This is a genomic window from Mycobacterium sherrisii (genome assembly GCF_002102355.1).
Lineage (GTDB): Bacteria > Actinomycetota > Actinomycetes > Mycobacteriales > Mycobacteriaceae > Mycobacterium > Mycobacterium sherrisii.
The window spans coordinates 44760-59293 of sequence record NZ_LQPT01000002.1; the positions used below are offsets into that span (position 1 = coordinate 44760).

Genomic DNA, 14534 nt, shown 5'->3' on the forward strand with positions numbered 1-14534 from the left:
GTGGTGCTGTCGGATGGTGGCCCGGCGTCCTCAGGGTCGGGACGGCGTGACAGACCACCGTCGCCGGCGTCGATCATCGACGGTGGTCCGTTGTCGTCCTTCTCGCCGAGGCTGTGCGGTGACAGGCCTTCTGATCGCTGAGATGGTCGGCCGGCAAGGCCGGTAGCTGCGCCCGACCAATCTGGTCGAGGAGACCCTTGGGACCGCTTTCGATGTGGTCGGCCGGGGACAGTGAGAAGTTGTTGGCGGGGTCGCGACGATGGAACATGCCGGGATCGTGCGCAATTTTGCGCGGGGAACCTCGGACACCGCAAGGTTCCCCGCTGCGTCCGCATCGTCGACGGATTCCCGGTGACGGTCACCGGGAAGGTGCGCAACGTCGAGATGCGAGATGAAACGTGCGGCTGCTGGGCTCTTTGACCCGCAGATCAGCCCAGCGCGGCCAGTGCCGCGTCGTAGTCGGGTTCCTCGGCGATCTCGGGCACCAGCTGCGTGTAGGCAATGTTGCCGTCGGCGCCGATCACCACGACCGCCCGACCCAAGAGCCCGGCCATCGGTCCGTCCGCGATCGTAATGCCGTAGTCCTCGCCGAAACTGTCGCGGAATGCCGAGGCGGTGGTGACGTTCTCGATACCCTCTGCGCCGCAGAACCTCTTCTGCGCGAACGGCAGATCCTTGGACACGCACACGACGGACGCGCCACTTGCGGCGGCACGCTCATTGAACTTCCGCACGCTCGTCGCGCACACCGGAGTGTCGACAGACGGAAAGATGTTGAGCAACACCGACTTTCCATTGAACTGGTCGCTGGCGACCGGGGCGAGGTCGACGCCGGTCAGGTTAAAGGCCGGGGCTTTGGAACCGACGGCGGGAAGCTCGCCGACGGTGTTGATCGCATTTCCACGCAGGGTTATCTGTGCCATGCATACAGTCTGCCAAGCCCGCCGGCACGCCCTCGGGCCAGGTCCTGCATGTCCTAATTCGTGGGGTACTAGGCCTAGACGACACGACCGGTTCGGGCCAACACTGAGTCCATGGTTCGCAAGGTCGTCCTGGTCGGCTTCCCCGGCGTGCAAGCCCTGGACTTGATCGGGCCCCATGACGTGTTCACCGGCGCATCGCTGCTGACCGGCGGCGGTTACGACGTCGTAGTTGCGTCGGCCGGGGGCCGGCCGATCGGTGCCGGGACGGGCCTGACATTGGTCGGGGCGCCGCTGCCGGACCCGGACGGGGACATCGACACCGTCGTGCTCCCCGGTGGCGCCGGCGTCGATGCCGCCCGACACGACGCCAACCTCATCGGCTGGATCAAGGCCGTCGCGGGCAGCGCCCGCCGCGTCGTCACCGTCTGCACCGGTGCCTTTCTGGCAGCCGAGGCCGGGCTGCTGGACGGCTGCCGCGTCACCACACACTGGGCCTTTGCGGATCGGCTGGCCAGCGAGTTCCCGGGTGTCGAGGTCGATCCGGAACCGATCTTCGTGCGGAGCTCCGACGGGTTCTGGACGGCCGCCGGCGTCGCCGCGGGCATCGACCTCGCCCTTTCCCTGGTCGAGGACGACCACGGCACGGAAATCGCGCAGACGGTCGCCCGCTGGATGGTGCTGTACCTGCGCCGACCCGGGGGGCAGACCCAATTCGCCGCGCCGGTGTGGATTCCGCGCGCCAAGCGCCCCTGCATTCGCGACGTCCAGGAAGCCATCGAGGCCCAGCCGGGGGCCCCGCACAGCATCGGCGAACTGGCGCGTCTGGCGGCGATGAGTCCGCGGCATTTCACCAGGGTGTTCACCGAGGAGGTCGGTGAGGCGCCCGGCCACTATGTCGAGCGCGTCCGCACCGAAGCGGCGCGCCGCCAGCTGGAAGAGACCGACGATACCGTCGTTGCGATCGCGGCCCGCTGCGGATTCGGCACCGCAGAAACCATGCGGCGCAACTTCATTCGCCGGGTGGGGGTTTCACCGGACCAGTACCGAAAGACGTTCGCTTGATCCTGGGCCCGACCGGAAAGGACCGCACCGATGACACATATCGCTATCGTGACCTACCCCGGATTCACCGCACTGGACATGATCGGCCCATACGAGGTGCTGCGCAACCTGCCCGACGCCGAGGTGCGATTCGTCTGGCATGAAACGGGCCCGATTACCGCGGACTCCGGTGTACTGGTCGTCGGCGCCACCCACACCCTGGCCGAAACGCCCGCGCCCGACATCGTTCTGGTGCCCGGCGGGCCCTCAACGTCGGTGCACGCGCGCGACGAGGCGCTGCTCGACTGGTTGCGCGCGGTGCACCGGACCGCGCGCTGGACGACGTCGGTGTGCTCGGGATCGGTGATATTGGCCGCGGCCGGTCTGCTCGACGGCCGGCGTGCGACGTCGCATTGGCTGGCGTTGCCGTTGCTCAAGGGATTCGGGGTCACCGCGGTCGGCGACGAGCGGGTGGTGCGTCAGGATGACGTGATCACCTGCGCGGGCGTGTCCGCGGGCCTCGACCTCGCGTTGTGGTTGGCCGGCCAGGTGGCCGGTGAGGGGCGTGCCAAGGCGATCCAGCTCGCGCTCGAATACGACCCGCAACCCCCGTTCGACTCTGGTCACCTGTCGAAGGCCTCGGCGACCACGAAAGCGACTGCCACCGCGCTGATTTCGCGCGACAGCGCCAAGCCGGCCAATATCAAAGCGACCGCGATGCTTGCCTGGGACCGAGCCCTGACGGCGGTTCGGGCCCGCCGGCGCAAGCGACAGCCCGACCTGTCGTCGGCTTAGGTCGGGTTGGGCTGCAGGAACTCCGTCGACGCGAACTGCCCGCCGGCCTGCATCCAGGCCGCGACCACCCCCGGCGCGTCACGGTGGGGGTTGTAGATGTCCTCCTCGCTGGAGAACAGGCCGTCGCCGGCGTAGACCAGCCGAGTCCAATTCGGAAACCAGAACGGCGCCCCGTCGGGATCGGTCGGGTGATCGAGCAGATTCTTGATCATCATCACGACGGCGTCGTTGTCCTCGTCGTAAGCGATCCAATCGCTGGGAAATCGCATGTGCGGGAACGGCGCCATGACGGCAACGATCCAGTCCCGCACCGCCTCGCGCCCGTGAAAGACCCCGTAGTGGTGTTCGGTGTAGACAACGTCCTCGGTGAACAGATCCGCAAAAGGCGCCCAGTCGCCGGAGGCGCTGCACCCTTCCGCCACAGTTGTGTAGTGCGCTACGGCTTGCTCGATTTCGGCCCTGCTGAACTTGCCCATAGCGGACAGACTAGAACGTGTTCCGGTTTTGCGGGGCCCGTCGGACGAGGGAGATCGAATGAGCGTGTTGGACTTGTTTGACCTGACCGGAAAGACGGCTCTGATCACGGGGGCGTCCCGCGGCATCGGCAAAAAGGTGGCCGAGGCGTACCTGCAGGCGGGCGCGCGGGTGGCCATCACGTCGCGGCATCCCGACACGCTGGAAGCAGTTGCGGGCGAACTGGTTTCGACGGGCGGGCCGATTCTGCCGGTCGGCTGCGACGTCACTCAGCCGGATCAGGTCACCCGCATGGTGGACCGGGTGACCGCGGAACTGGGCGGCATCGACATCGCGGTCTGCAACGCCGGCATCATCAACCTCACCCCGTTGCTGGACATGTCGCCCGACGAATTCCAGACCATCCAGGACACGAACGTCACCGGCGTTTTCCTCACCGCGCAGGCAGCGGCACGAGCCATGGTCGCCCAGGGCCGTGGCGGCTCCATCATCACCACCGCCTCGATGTCCGGCCACATCATCAACATCCCGCAACCGGCCGGCCACTACTGCACGTCCAAGGCCGCGGTGATTCACCTGACCAAGGCCATGGCCGTCGAATTCGCCCCGCATAACATCCGGGTCAACAGCATCAGCCCGGGCTACATTCTCACCGAGCTCGTCGAACCGATGGCGGAGTACCACCGGCTGTGGGAGCCAAAGATTCCGCTCGGCCGCATCGGCCGCCCGGACGAGCTCACCGGTCTCTACCTTTATCTGGCCAGCGCCGCGTCCAGCTACATGACCGGTTCCGACCTCGTCATCGACGGCGGGTACACCTGCCCGTGAACCGGACGTGGACGCCCGAAAAGCGTTCGTACCCCTGGGGAGAACAACGCGCGCAAGGGCTCGCCGGCGGGCCGCACGCCGGCGGCGGTCACCAGCTCGTCGCGCACTTCGACGATCTGCGCCGCGCGCAGCGGCCACGGTCCATGCTCATTGGGCACCCACCACGTCCGGCCGGCGTTGCGGGTGTGTGCACCCCAGCGGGCGGTCAACCAGACCTCCATCGGTGTCGGCTGCACGGGCTCACCCACCACGACGGTCAACCGGCTGCACAGCCCGCGACGCGGCCAGCGGCGCACGCTGTCATACGTGATGCGAGCGCCGTCGCGAATGATGCGCATCTTCGCCCAGGTATAGGGGACGCCCAGACCGGCCCGGGTGACGGGCACCACCGCCAGACGGGCGGTTTCCAGCGACCGGAAGACGACGCCGTGCCGCCCGGCGGCGTCGACAGAGTAGAGCCGCACGTTGGTCTCGAGGAACCGGCCGAAGTACGGAAGCGGCAGTACCGTGCCGACTCTGGTGCGGGTCGCCGCAAACGGGACCAGCCCCACATATGTCAGGCCGGAACCGAACACATCGGGACGCGTCCCCGGCGGCAACAGGTGCGCGACGTCGTCGGGTCGCACCGGCCAGTGCACGAACGTCAGGTCGCTCCAGCACTGATCGACGGCGACCGGACCCTGCAGCGGCGGCGGAGTGGCCAGGAACCCGACCGGCATCCCACCGGGCGGGGTCGGCTCGCCCAGCACGGTCATCCCTCGATTTCACCGGCGATGCCGCGCTCGATGCCGGCGTGCGTGGCGGCGGGCAACACGATCAGACCATCGAGTTCCTTACGGGCGGCGTCGTAGGCAGTCTGGCGTTCCCGCGGGGCGGCGCCGGCGTCCGACGCCATCCGTAATAGGTTCTGGGCGCGGGCAATTCGCTGCTGCTCGTCCCGGGAAAAGTCGCTTCGGCGCCGACGCAGCGCCTCGGCCTCGGCTACGTTGAACGCGGTGACGTAGTCCTCCACCGCGGCTTGGTATTTCGCGGCGCTCTCGCGGTCGTCGAGCAGGTCTTCGGCTTGGATGGGTCGCAACAGGTCAGCGCGGAGCTTGGCCTTGTGAAATGCCACGGTGAGCGGGTCGCGTAGATCCGTCATCAGCGGGAAGTCCAGCAGCTTGGCGAAATCGAGTTCGTAGTCCAGCCAGCGGGTGTCGGTGCGGGCGTGCTCGTCCAGGACCCGGCGCAGTGAGCGCCATTGGGCGGCCTCGTTGGCGGCACCGGGGCGGGGCGGCGGGACGGCCCGGGGTGGCGGTGGCCCGGCGCGCCGCTTGCCGGCCCTGAACGCGCGCACGGCGCCGACGGCCAAGCCCACCAGCGGCAGCAGCAGAATCAGGAACTCCGCCAGCCGAATGAGCAAACCCATACGGCCAGGATGCCATCCGGTGTCGTCGCGCCGGGTGGTTCAGCGTGACCCGAACGCACCGCTGAGGTATTGATCCCGGCAGGCCAACCGGGCCAGCTTGCCACTGGTGGTGCGCGGAATCGCGCCCGCCGGCAATAAGCGCACATCCGCGACGGTCAGGCCGTGCCGCCGCGCGACCGCCGTCGTGATCGCCTCGATGGCGGGCTGCGGATCGTCGCGACTGGTGCCGGCGGCGCGTTCGGCCACGATCACCAGCTTGCGGTTTCCGGTGTCCGTTGCCGGCACCGCAAATACCGTCACGTAGCCGCGCCGCACCATCGGGGACGCCTCCGTGGCCGTGGCCTCGATGTGCTGCGGATAGTGGCTACGACCGTCGATGACCACCAGGTCCGCGATCCGTCCGGTGATGTAGAGCTGGCCGTCGAGAAACACCCCCAGGTCACCGGTCCGCAGCCACGAGCCGGCGGCCGCCGCACCTCCGGCGCGGCTGTCCTGGGCCAGCGGCGAGCGCAGCCGGGCGTGGAAAGTGCGCTGGGTTTCCTGCGGACGCCCCCAATATCCGCGCCCCACGTTGGCGCCCTGCAGCCACACCTCACCGATCACGCCGTCGGGCAGCTCGGCTGCCGCATCGGGGTCGACGATCACGGCGCGTAGGCTGCGCGCGACGTGGCCGCACGAGACCAGGGCAACCGCGTCCGGCGCATCCGCCGCCACCCGCACCGCACGCCCCGCGCCCAGCTGTTCACGGTCAAGGTAGACCGCGGTCGCCTCCTCGCTCGGCGCGATGGTCGCGATCATCAGGGTCGCCTCCGCGATGCCGTACGACGGCTTGAACGCGGTGCGGGGCAGACCGTAGGGCGCGAAGGCCTTGTTAAACGCCGCGATCGCCTCCATGCTGACCGGCTCGGAGCCGATGATCAGCACGACGTTTTTCAGGTCGATGTCCTCACCCGCCGCGGGAATACCGCGTTGCGCGGCCCACTCGTAGGCGAAGTTGGGTGCGGCGGTAACCACGTTGCCCTCGCGCGACGCCGCCGAGAGCGCCTGAATCCAGCGCTGCGGCCGGCGCACGAATGCCGTAGGCGACATCAGCGTGGAATGACCGCCGTACACCGCGGGGAAGCCGATCATCGACAGCCCCATGTCGTGGTAGAGCGGTAACCAGCTGACGCCGTGGGTGTTTCGGTTCAATAGGTCGATCGACAGGATCATCTGTGTCAGATTGGTGCCGACCGCCCGGTGCGTGATCTCCACGCCGACCGGTGGGCGCGTCGATCCCGAGGTGTACTGCAGATGTGAAACCCGGTCGATGCCCAACTCCACCGGGGCGAACGACTCCCCCGCCGAATCCGGTATCTGGTCGATGGCGACCACACGTGGTTGGGGCAGGCGCGCGGTATTGGTCAAGAAGCCGGCCACCGCGTCCTGCGCCGCCGCCGTCGTCAGCACCACGGTCGGTTTCGAGTCGCGCAGCGCCGTCTCCAACCGCTCGGCGTGCCCGGGAAGTTCCGGCGCGAACAGTGGCACCGCGATGGCTCCCGCCTTGACGGCGCCGTAGAAACCGGCCACGTAGTCGATGCCCTGCGGCGCCAGGATCGCCACCCGATCGCCGTCGCCGGCGAACTGCTGCACGCGCGCGGCGATGGCCGCCAGCCGCACCCCGAACTGCGACCACGTGACTTCGTGGACCTGTCCTTCAACGCGGGCGTAGTCCAGGTATCGATACGCCACACCGTCGCCCACGTTGTCGACGTTGCGCTGGATCAGCGAGATTAACGTGGTTCCCGGCGGCAGCGCGATGTTACCGTCGACGTCCAGGCAATCTTCTATTCTGAGCAGGCCTTTCGGAGCCACGGAGTCCGGTGAGGAACCGTCTGCCATACCGGCCAGTCTAGGTGTGCGCCGCTGCCGCCTGGTGGCTCCAGCCGTCTCGGCGGCGTGCCCCGCGGTCGCGGGCTCGTGGCTGGCAATAACGGTTGTCTTTAGTTACTCGTCCATTCCCGGACATATTTCAGCAATCCACTTACGGTTACCTGAGCGATTCCATTGTTCGGCGTGAATACAACACGCGGATGCGGTAAGGCGGCCATGACGACGATCACCAAGGACGACGAACGTGTCGCGCATCGCGGCATCATGCAGCGCCTCACCATGCTCTGCGTCCGCTACGTCGAACGCTTGATGCCGGATCCCTATCTGTTCGCCATCATCCTGACTCTGCTGGTGGTCGCACTCGTCGCGATCTTCGTCCGCGGCGCGACGCCGACCGGTGCGCTCAAGGCCTGGTACGGCGGGGTGTGGGGATCGCAGAACATCTTCACCTTCGCGTTCCAGATGGTGCTGATCCTGGTCACCGGTTACACGTTGGCCGAGGCGCCGCCGGTGAAACGGGCCATCGTTCGCCTCGCCGGCAAGCCGAAGAACCAGGTGCAGGGGGCGCTGCTGTGCTTCGGGGTCAGCACTGTGCTGTCGTTGCTGAACTGGGGACTCGGTTTGGTGGCCGGCGCCCTGGTCGCGCGCCAGGTCGCAAAGCGGCTCACCGGTGTGCATTTCGGCTACCTGATCGCCACCGGATTCATGGGCTACCTGATCTGGACGCAGGGTGTTTCGTCATCGATCGCGCTGGCCAACACCGATACGACCAGCCCCATCAACGTGATCCACAAAATGACCGGAATGCTCGTCCCGCTGCAGATGACGATCTTCCAGCCATACAGCTGGGGCGCCGTCATCGTCGTGGTCGTGCTGGTCGCCATCGCAATCTGGCGGATGGCGCCGGATGAAAGTCTCGAGCCCGACGCCGCGGTATTCGAGGAGGAACCCACGCCCCAGACTCCGCAAGGACGCTCGCGGACGTTCGCCGAGCGGCTGGAGAACCTGCGAATCCTCAATGTGCTCGTATTCGCAGCCGGCATAACGTATTTCGTGCTGAGCGGCTTTGCGCTGAACATCGCGTCGATGATCATGTTGTTCACGGTCAGCAGCGCGCTGCTGCACGGCACGCCGATACGCTTCATTCGCGCCTTTTCCGGTGCGGCGAAGGTGTCGGGCCCGTTGCTGCTGCAGTACCCCCTGTACGGCGGGATCGCCGGCCTGCTCGGGTATCTGCCGCCCGGGTCGGGACGAGCGCTGCAGACGGTGCTCGCCGAGGCCCTGGTCCGCGGGGCCGATCAATACACGCTGCCGTTCCTGACGTTCATCGGGTCGGCCATCATCTCACTGTTCGTCCCGTCCGGTGGGGGGCACTGGGCGGTGCAAGGGCCGATCGCGGTGGGCTCGGCGCTGGCCATCGGTCAACACGGACCCGCATACCTCGGGCTGATCTCGATGTCGGTCGCGGTCGGCGAGGGCGTCGCGAACATGATTCAGCCGTTCTGGTTGTTGCCGGTGCTGGCGATAGCGAAGCTGAACGTGCGTCAGGTGATGGGATTTACGGTGGTGGCGTTCCTGATCGGTCTCGTGGTGTTCGGCGGGGCGGTCCTCATCGCCCCGCATACGTTGTAAGGCCATCGCCCCGGCGATCGTTGCTGCGCTGATCCCGAAAGCTTTGCCGTTCAACAGCATTGATGACTACTGCCAGAGCTTGGCTATCGAGTCGGCCAGGGCCTCGGGCGCCTGATCATCGCTGTTGCAACTGACGGCGACCGACTTGAGCCGGTCTTTGCTGATGCGCAATGCCGTGAGGAATCCACCCGAGGCACCGTCGTGGTCGAGGGTGCCGTCGGCCTTGATGTAGATTCCGGCGCCGTAGTGCACGGGCACCCCGGGTCCGATCTCGACCGCCCCGGCCACCTGCGCCTCGAGCACCTTGGGCCCGCCCACCCGGCCGGTCCGGTAATTGTCCGCCCATTTCACCAGCTGGCTGGGTGTGGCTTGGATCGCGCCGTCGCCGACCTGTTCGCACGCCATGGTGACCGCCCGGTAGCCATCGTTGCCCCCGGTATAGGAGACGGCCTTGTGCGGCAGCCGCCCGACCGGGTCCATCACCATCCCGAGACCCAGTGGGCCGAAGATCTCGGAGTTGAGGTACTGCGGCAGCGGCTCCCCCGACACCCGGTGGACGATCTCGCCGAGCAGCAAATAATTCGAATCGGAATACCCGAATTGGCTTCCGGGCGGAAAGCTCAGCTGCGGCACCGCCGCGAGCGTCTGCAAAGCTTGCTCCTCGTTGGTGCGGTCACTGGGTTGGAAGCCTTGCCTGACCAAGAGTCCCTCGTACTCGGGGATGCCGCTGGTTTGGTGGATCAGCTCGGTGATGGTCACCGTCGCGGCCCACTTGGGTAGCTCGGGCAGGTGGTGCGCCAGCGGGTCGTCCAGCGCCAGGTCGCCCCCGCTGGCGAGCAACAGGATCGCGGTGGCGGTGAACTGCTTGGACACCGACCCGATGTCGAACAGCGTGTCGGTGGTGATCTTGTCGCCGACGGCTACGTCGGCGACGCCGCGCACCCCGGCCCACACGACGCTGCCTTCGATACCTACGGCCGCCGAGCAGCCGGGTGCCGCGGCGTTGACCGCGTTGTCGAGCACGCGCTGACTATCGGCCTTGGCCGCGGGATTGGTGGTCGTCGTGACGACGGAGCCGCCGGTGGGGTTCACCTTCGGCGCCGGTGCACCGACCGGCTTGGCGCAGCCACCGACCGTCAGCGCGACCGCACACATTGCCACGAGGGCTCGCCGGCGTCCGTGGAGTCGTAGCACCGCTGACATGCCCTTCCCGAGATCGGCAGGCAAGTTTGAAAATGCCTGTCTAGCAGAGTATTTGATCACGAACCAGAAAATCGCAGCCGGCGCGGGTCCCGGGACCGTCCGAACTTCCAGGCTGAGTATGCATGCGGCGCGGCCGTGGCGGGCCGAATTATCGGTGGCGCTGACTCCGCACCGGTCGGCGGCGGGGCGTCGTGTTCGCGGTAGGGTACCCGCCTATGTCGGGTCGCAAGTTCTCGTTCGAGGTCAACCGGACCAGCACCGCGCCCGCGGCAACGGTGTTCCGGTTGCTGGCCGACGGCGCGAGTTGGTCGCGCTGGGCCAAGCCGATGGTGCTGCAGTCGAGCTGGGCCCGCGAGGGCGATCCCCCGCCGGGGGGCGTCGGGGCGATTCGGCAGATCGGCGTGCGACCCGTGCTGGCCCAAGAGGAAATCGTCGAGTACGAGCAGGACCGTCGGCAGGTCTACAAGCTCGTGGCGCCGCGCTCTCCGGCGGAGGACTATTTCGGCGAGGTGGTCTTGACGCCGAATGCGCGGGGCGGCACCGACATTCGGTGGTCGGGCTCGTTCGTGGAAGGAGTTCGTGGCGTGGGGCCGGTGATGCGCGCCGCACTGGGCGGGGCGGTCACATTCCTTGCGAATCGGCTGGTGCAGGCGGCCGATCGCGAAGCGGCCGCCCGCTAGGGGGTGTTGGCCTGCTGCTCGGCCTGCTGGGCCTGCTGCATGCCCTGGTCGAATTGCTGCTGGGCCTCTTCGTTCTGCTGCTCGGACTGTTGCAGTTGCTGTTGAAGCTGCTCCTGGTCGTCCTGGACGATGCCGACCCGGCCGTTGCCGGTGGCCGCCGGCGGCGCCGCGGCCTCGAGCAACCCGACCACCGCAATCAGGCCCAGGACGCCGGCTCCGAGGAAGCGCCGGCAAGAAAGTGTGGTGGCCATGCCTCACGGTCGCGCCCCTCGTTAGCTCCTCGCTGGGAACGGGCTAGCGCCCGCCTATGAAAACAAGCAGTGTCAGCCGAGGCGACGTTTGTCGCGCGACGCTACCAACTATTAAGCTGGGCTAAGTGATTGATGTCGTCATCGTGGGTGGCGGTCCCACCGGGCTGATGCTGGCCGGCGAGCTGGGCTTGAACGGGATCCGGCCGGTGGTCCTGGAATCCATGCCCGGTCCGAACCCCATGCGGCGGGCCAACGGTGTCATCGGCCAGGGAGTTCGGATCCTGGACCACCGGGGCCTGTACAACTCGCTCACCGAGACGACGGAGCCGCCTCGGCTCAACCCGCGCCCGATGTTCGCGGCGTTTCCGTTGGACCTCGCGCTGGTGGCGGATTCGCAGGTATTCCTGATGCCGGTACAGCAACCCAAGCTCGTTCGGGCGCTTGCCGATCGGGCCGTCGAATTCGGTGCCGACATCCGCTACGGCAACGTGCTCATCGGTTTCGACCAGGACGCCGACGGGGTGACCGTCGACGTCGAGGGGCCCGACGGGTCTTACCAGCTGCGGGCCAAGTACCTCGTCGGCGCCGACGGCGGGACCAGCACGACGCGCAAGCTGGCGGGAATCGGCTTTCCCGGCATGACGTCGCACGACATCGTGGCCCGTATGGGATTTGACGTGTTGCCGCCCGCCGAGTGGATCAGCCCGGTCGACGGTGGCCTGGAAATCCCCGGGTTCGGCCGCGTGCCGCCGCTGCAGTTCCATCGCGCCGACGACGGGGTCTTCGCGTTCGGCGCGCTGGGGGGCAGGGCGGCGATGTTTGTCTTCGAGTTGGAGCGCTCGGCTCGTGAGGAACGTCTCGACGAGGCGGACGACCGCCCACCGATGACGCTGGCCGAACTGGAAGCCAGCGCGAAGCGGGTGCTGGGCGTCGACCTGCCGCTGCGGCCTGCCTCCTCCGATGAGCCGTTGGATCTGCGCCGATTCTGCGGGATCAATTCGCGGATCGCGTCGCGGTATCAGGCGGGACGGGTGATCCTGGTCGGCGACGCCGCCCACGTGCACTCTCCGTTGGGGGGACCGGGGCTCAACCTTGGTCTGCAGGACGCGGTGAACCTGGGTTGGAAACTGGCGACGGTACTGCACGAACGGGTCGGGCCGGCGCTGCTGTCCACCTACGAGGCGGAGCGCCGTCCCGCGGCCGAACGAGTCATCATGCACAGCCGGGCACAATTGGCGCTCGTGCGTCCCGGGCCCGAGGTCACCGCGCTACGGCAGTTGTTTTCCGAGCTGCTCACCGACTCCACCGTCGCCCGCCGGCTCGGCGAGCTGATCTCCGGCGCCGAAAACCGCTACGGCGCAGAGCCGGGCACCCATCCCCTCACCGGGCACTGGGTGCCCGACTTCAGCGTCGCGAGCGACGGCGGCACCAGCCGCGTCGCTCAACTGGCCCGAACCGGGCAGCCCCTGCTGCTCGACCTCACCGACTCCGGTGTCGTGGCCGCCGCGGTCGTCGCCGACGCGGACGGGCTCACCGTCGCCGCCGGCCGCCCGGTGGGTGATGTGGCCGCCACCGCGCTGCTGGTCCGTCCGGATGGCTACGTGGCGTGGGCGACGTCGCAGCCCGAACCCGGTGAGGACGAGCTGGCCGAGCTGCGGCGCGTCCGGATGCGGTGGTTTGGGCGATAGCGACTACTTCGCGTTGAGCTCGTCCTGGTACTTCTTCGTCATATGCTCGACGGCCTGATTCTGCGACGCGGCAAGGCCTTCGCGAGCCTCGCTCGCCCGCGCGGCCGCATCGAGCGTCGGCTGCGCTTGCCCCTGGAAGTGCGGCATGACTTCGGCGGCGAACAACTCTGCCGAGCGTCTGGTTGCCGCCGGATTTGCCCACTCGTGCCCCATCTGCAGCATGCAGCCGAAGCCACCGGACTGATCCCACATCCGTTGCACCTGGGCGCGCGCTCGTTCCGGCGTGCCGATCACGCCCGCGCCGTTTTCGTTGATGACGTCGATCATTTCCTCGATCTGTTCGCCCGGCATGGTCATCTGCGGGAACGCGGCGACTTTTTGGAAGTACCGGAACCACGGCTCGAGCCCGAACTTGACGTCCTCGCGGGCCTGCTTGTCGGTTTCGGCGATATGGAACGGCCCGACCAGGCTCCAATTGGTCCGATCCACCTTGGTGCCGAATGTCGCCGCGCGCTCTTCGACGATGTCCCAGTGATATTGCAGCGCGTTGAAACCCTCGATGGTCAACGTCGCCCCGATCGACAGCAGCCCGATGCCGTGCTTACCGGCCAGCCGGGCGCCGGTCGGCGAGGCCACCGCGGCGACCGCGAGCGGGATGCCGTTCTCGGAGTACGGGGCGAGTTGAAGCTTCGCGTCGTGCAGCTCGTGAGTGGGGGTCTTCGCGCTCACCGTCTCGCCCGCCAACAACCGGACCACGATGTCGAGGTTGGTTTCCAGTAGCTCGCGGGTGTCCGTCGGGGTCAGCCCGATCATCGAAGAATCGCTGGGCAGCGACCCCGGGCCCATGCCGCCGATCACCCGGCCGTGGGTGAGGTGATCCAGCAGCATCAACCGGTCGGCCACCCACAGGGGATTGTGATAGGCCAGCGAGATGACGCCGGTGCCGAGTTTGATCCACCTGGTCCGTTCCGCGGCCGCGGCGATGAAAACCTCGGGCGAGCTGATGATTTCGCTGCCGGCCGAGTGGTGCTCCCCGATCCAGGCTTCGTCAAAGCCCAAGGCGTCGAGGTGTTGCACGAACTCGAGGTCTCGCTGCAAAGCCAATGTCGGGTTGGTTCCCGCGCGGTGAAAGGGGGCGATGAAGTATCCGAACCGAAGCTTGGCCATGGAAACCCCTTGCAGTCGAGTTTGCGGAAAACCATAACTCAACCGCTGCCGCGTCAACCCGGATCAGCGGCCCAGAAATCCCGAATTGTCGATCCCGCGGCGATCATCCCCGCCGCCGAGGGATCGTCGCTGGGTGCGATCAGCTGCCGCCGCAGATGTTGCCGATGCAACCGCCGCCACCGCCGGGTCCACCGCCCCCGCCGCCGACGCCGGGAATGCTGCCGCTGCCGCCGCCGGGGCCGCCACCACCGGTCGGGCCGCCGGGGACCGTGCCGCCTCCGCCGCCGGGGCCGCCACCACCGGTCGGGCCGCCGGGGACCGTGCCCCCGCCACCCGGCTCCGACGGGACGACACTGGTCGCGGTGGACGGCGTCGTGGTCGTCGTGCTGGTACTACTGGGCCCCTTGTTGTCGCCGCCGCCGCACCCGACCGCCAGGACGAGCATGGCCGCGCCGCCAAACATCGCAACCGCGGTTCGAGCTTCCGATCTCATCAGACTCCCCACTCTCAGCGACTTCCTACCAAACCTCTTCGTTCGTACCCCCTTGTTTGCCGTGCAAACCGCACTCGTG

General features: G+C 67.5%; 15 protein-coding genes. 6 read left to right on the plus strand and 9 right to left on the minus strand.

Annotation, left to right across the window (positions count from 1 at the left end):
* Window positions 1-428 precede the first annotated feature (428 nt).
* A complete protein-coding gene (gene tpx, locus AWC25_RS00240) occupies window positions 429-923 on the minus strand; it encodes a thiol peroxidase (protein WP_069402523.1) in 495 nt (164 codons plus the stop codon).
* Between the two features lie 111 nt (window positions 924-1034).
* Here tpx and AWC25_RS00245 point away from each other — a divergent pair, with 111 nt between their 5' ends.
* Both AWC25_RS00245 and AWC25_RS00250 read left to right on the plus strand, forming a co-directional pair.
* Window positions 1035-1985, plus strand: a complete 951-nt coding sequence (locus AWC25_RS00245) for a GlxA family transcriptional regulator (RefSeq protein ID WP_069402522.1) — start codon at window positions 1035-1037, stop codon at window positions 1983-1985.
* 30 nt (window positions 1986-2015) lie between these two features.
* Window positions 2016-2759: a DJ-1/PfpI family protein gene (locus AWC25_RS00250; protein ID WP_069402521.1), complete on the plus strand. Its 744-nt coding sequence runs from the start codon at window positions 2016-2018 to the stop codon at window positions 2757-2759.
* Here AWC25_RS00250 and AWC25_RS00255 read toward each other — a convergent pair.
* A complete protein-coding gene (locus tag AWC25_RS00255; protein WP_069402520.1) occupies window positions 2756-3235 on the minus strand; it encodes a nuclear transport factor 2 family protein in 480 nt (159 codons plus the stop codon). The two genes, AWC25_RS00250 and AWC25_RS00255, sit on opposite strands and share 4 nt — an antisense overlap.
* A gap of 58 nt (window positions 3236-3293) precedes the next feature.
* Here AWC25_RS00255 and AWC25_RS00260 point away from each other — a divergent pair, with 58 nt between their 5' ends.
* Window positions 3294-4061 (plus strand): SDR family oxidoreductase, encoded by a 768-nt coding sequence (locus tag AWC25_RS00260; RefSeq protein WP_085166183.1) that lies wholly within the window; start codon window positions 3294-3296, stop codon window positions 4059-4061.
* Here AWC25_RS00260 and AWC25_RS00265 read toward each other — a convergent pair.
* The 3 genes from AWC25_RS00265 to AWC25_RS00275 are packed head-to-tail and all read right to left on the minus strand — an operon-like array spanning window position 4010 to window position 7350.
* A complete protein-coding gene (locus AWC25_RS00265; RefSeq protein ID WP_069402518.1) occupies window positions 4010-4816 on the minus strand; it encodes a YqjF family protein in 807 nt (268 codons plus the stop codon). The genes AWC25_RS00260 and AWC25_RS00265 overlap by 52 nt on opposite strands.
* Window positions 4813-5469: a hypothetical protein gene (locus tag AWC25_RS00270; protein WP_069402517.1), complete on the minus strand. Its 657-nt coding sequence runs from the start codon at window positions 5467-5469 to the stop codon at window positions 4813-4815. The genes AWC25_RS00265 and AWC25_RS00270 overlap by 4 nt, the downstream gene beginning before the upstream one ends.
* 39 nt (window positions 5470-5508) lie before the next feature.
* Entirely contained in the window at window positions 5509-7350 is a 1842-nt protein-coding gene (locus AWC25_RS00275) for a fatty acyl-AMP ligase (RefSeq protein WP_085166184.1), read from the minus strand.
* 207 nt (window positions 7351-7557) lie between these two features.
* Between AWC25_RS00275 and AWC25_RS00280 the strand changes: the two genes are divergently transcribed.
* On the plus strand, window positions 7558-8973 hold the full coding sequence (locus AWC25_RS00280; RefSeq protein ID WP_264033763.1) for a TIGR00366 family protein: 1416 nt from the start codon (window positions 7558-7560) through the stop codon (window positions 8971-8973).
* A 66-nt stretch (window positions 8974-9039) separates the two neighbouring features.
* Here AWC25_RS00280 and AWC25_RS00285 read toward each other — a convergent pair whose 3' ends face one another.
* Complete coding sequence (locus AWC25_RS00285) at window positions 9040-10128, minus strand: serine hydrolase domain-containing protein (RefSeq protein WP_084229529.1); 1089 nt, start codon at window positions 10126-10128, stop codon at window positions 9040-9042.
* A gap of 263 nt (window positions 10129-10391) precedes the next feature.
* On the opposite strand from AWC25_RS00285, the gene AWC25_RS00290 reads away from it, so the two are divergent.
* Window positions 10392-10856, plus strand: a complete 465-nt coding sequence (locus AWC25_RS00290) for an SRPBCC family protein (protein ID WP_069402513.1) — start codon at window positions 10392-10394, stop codon at window positions 10854-10856.
* Here the strand turns inward: AWC25_RS00290 and AWC25_RS00295 are convergent.
* Window positions 10853-11107, minus strand: a complete 255-nt coding sequence (locus AWC25_RS00295; protein ID WP_069402512.1) for a hypothetical protein — start codon at window positions 11105-11107, stop codon at window positions 10853-10855. The genes AWC25_RS00290 and AWC25_RS00295 overlap by 4 nt on opposite strands.
* A 125-nt stretch (window positions 11108-11232) precedes the next feature.
* Between AWC25_RS00295 and AWC25_RS00300 the strand changes: the two genes are divergently transcribed.
* The gene (locus AWC25_RS00300; protein ID WP_069402511.1) at window positions 11233-12795 is read left to right on the plus strand and encodes an FAD-dependent monooxygenase; all 1563 of its coding nucleotides are present in this window, start codon (window positions 11233-11235) and stop codon (window positions 12793-12795) included.
* 3 nt (window positions 12796-12798) lie between these two features.
* Here AWC25_RS00300 and AWC25_RS00305 read toward each other — a convergent pair whose 3' ends face one another.
* Window positions 12799-13962, minus strand: a complete 1164-nt coding sequence (locus tag AWC25_RS00305; protein WP_085166185.1) for an LLM class flavin-dependent oxidoreductase — start codon at window positions 13960-13962, stop codon at window positions 12799-12801.
* A 139-nt stretch (window positions 13963-14101) separates the two neighbouring features.
* On the minus strand, window positions 14102-14455 hold the full coding sequence (locus AWC25_RS27075; RefSeq protein WP_158089715.1) for a hypothetical protein: 354 nt from the start codon (window positions 14453-14455) through the stop codon (window positions 14102-14104).
* Window positions 14456-14534 lie beyond the last annotated feature (79 nt).

Coding starts and splice junctions, on each gene's coding strand:
- AWC25_RS00260 (WP_085166183.1), top strand. CDS start 3,294: ATGAGCGTGTTGGACTTGTTTGACCTGACCGGAAAGACGGCTCTGATC.
- AWC25_RS00285 (WP_084229529.1), bottom strand. CDS start 10,128: ATGTGTGCGGTCGCGCTGACGGTCGGTGGCTGCGCCAAGCCGGTCGGT.
- AWC25_RS00255 (WP_069402520.1), bottom strand. CDS start 3,235: ATGGGCAAGTTCAGCAGGGCCGAAATCGAGCAAGCCGTAGCGCACTAC.
- AWC25_RS00265 (WP_069402518.1), bottom strand. CDS start 4,816: ATGACCGTGCTGGGCGAGCCGACCCCGCCCGGTGGGATGCCGGTCGGG.
- AWC25_RS00280 (WP_264033763.1), top strand. CDS start 7,558: ATGACGACGATCACCAAGGACGACGAACGTGTCGCGCATCGCGGCATC.
- AWC25_RS00290 (WP_069402513.1), top strand. CDS start 10,392: ATGTCGGGTCGCAAGTTCTCGTTCGAGGTCAACCGGACCAGCACCGCG.
- AWC25_RS00275 (WP_085166184.1), bottom strand. CDS start 7,350: ATGGCAGACGGTTCCTCACCGGACTCCGTGGCTCCGAAAGGCCTGCTC.
- AWC25_RS00270 (WP_069402517.1), bottom strand. CDS start 5,469: ATGGGTTTGCTCATTCGGCTGGCGGAGTTCCTGATTCTGCTGCTGCCG.
- AWC25_RS00250 (WP_069402521.1), top strand. CDS start 2,016: ATGACACATATCGCTATCGTGACCTACCCCGGATTCACCGCACTGGAC.
- AWC25_RS00305 (WP_085166185.1), bottom strand. CDS start 13,962: ATGGCCAAGCTTCGGTTCGGATACTTCATCGCCCCCTTTCACCGCGCG.
- AWC25_RS00245 (WP_069402522.1), top strand. CDS start 1,035: ATGGTTCGCAAGGTCGTCCTGGTCGGCTTCCCCGGCGTGCAAGCCCTG.
- AWC25_RS00295 (WP_069402512.1), bottom strand. CDS start 11,107: ATGGCCACCACACTTTCTTGCCGGCGCTTCCTCGGAGCCGGCGTCCTG.
- tpx (WP_069402523.1), bottom strand. CDS start 923: ATGGCACAGATAACCCTGCGTGGAAATGCGATCAACACCGTCGGCGAG.
- AWC25_RS27075 (WP_158089715.1), bottom strand. CDS start 14,455: ATGAGATCGGAAGCTCGAACCGCGGTTGCGATGTTTGGCGGCGCGGCC.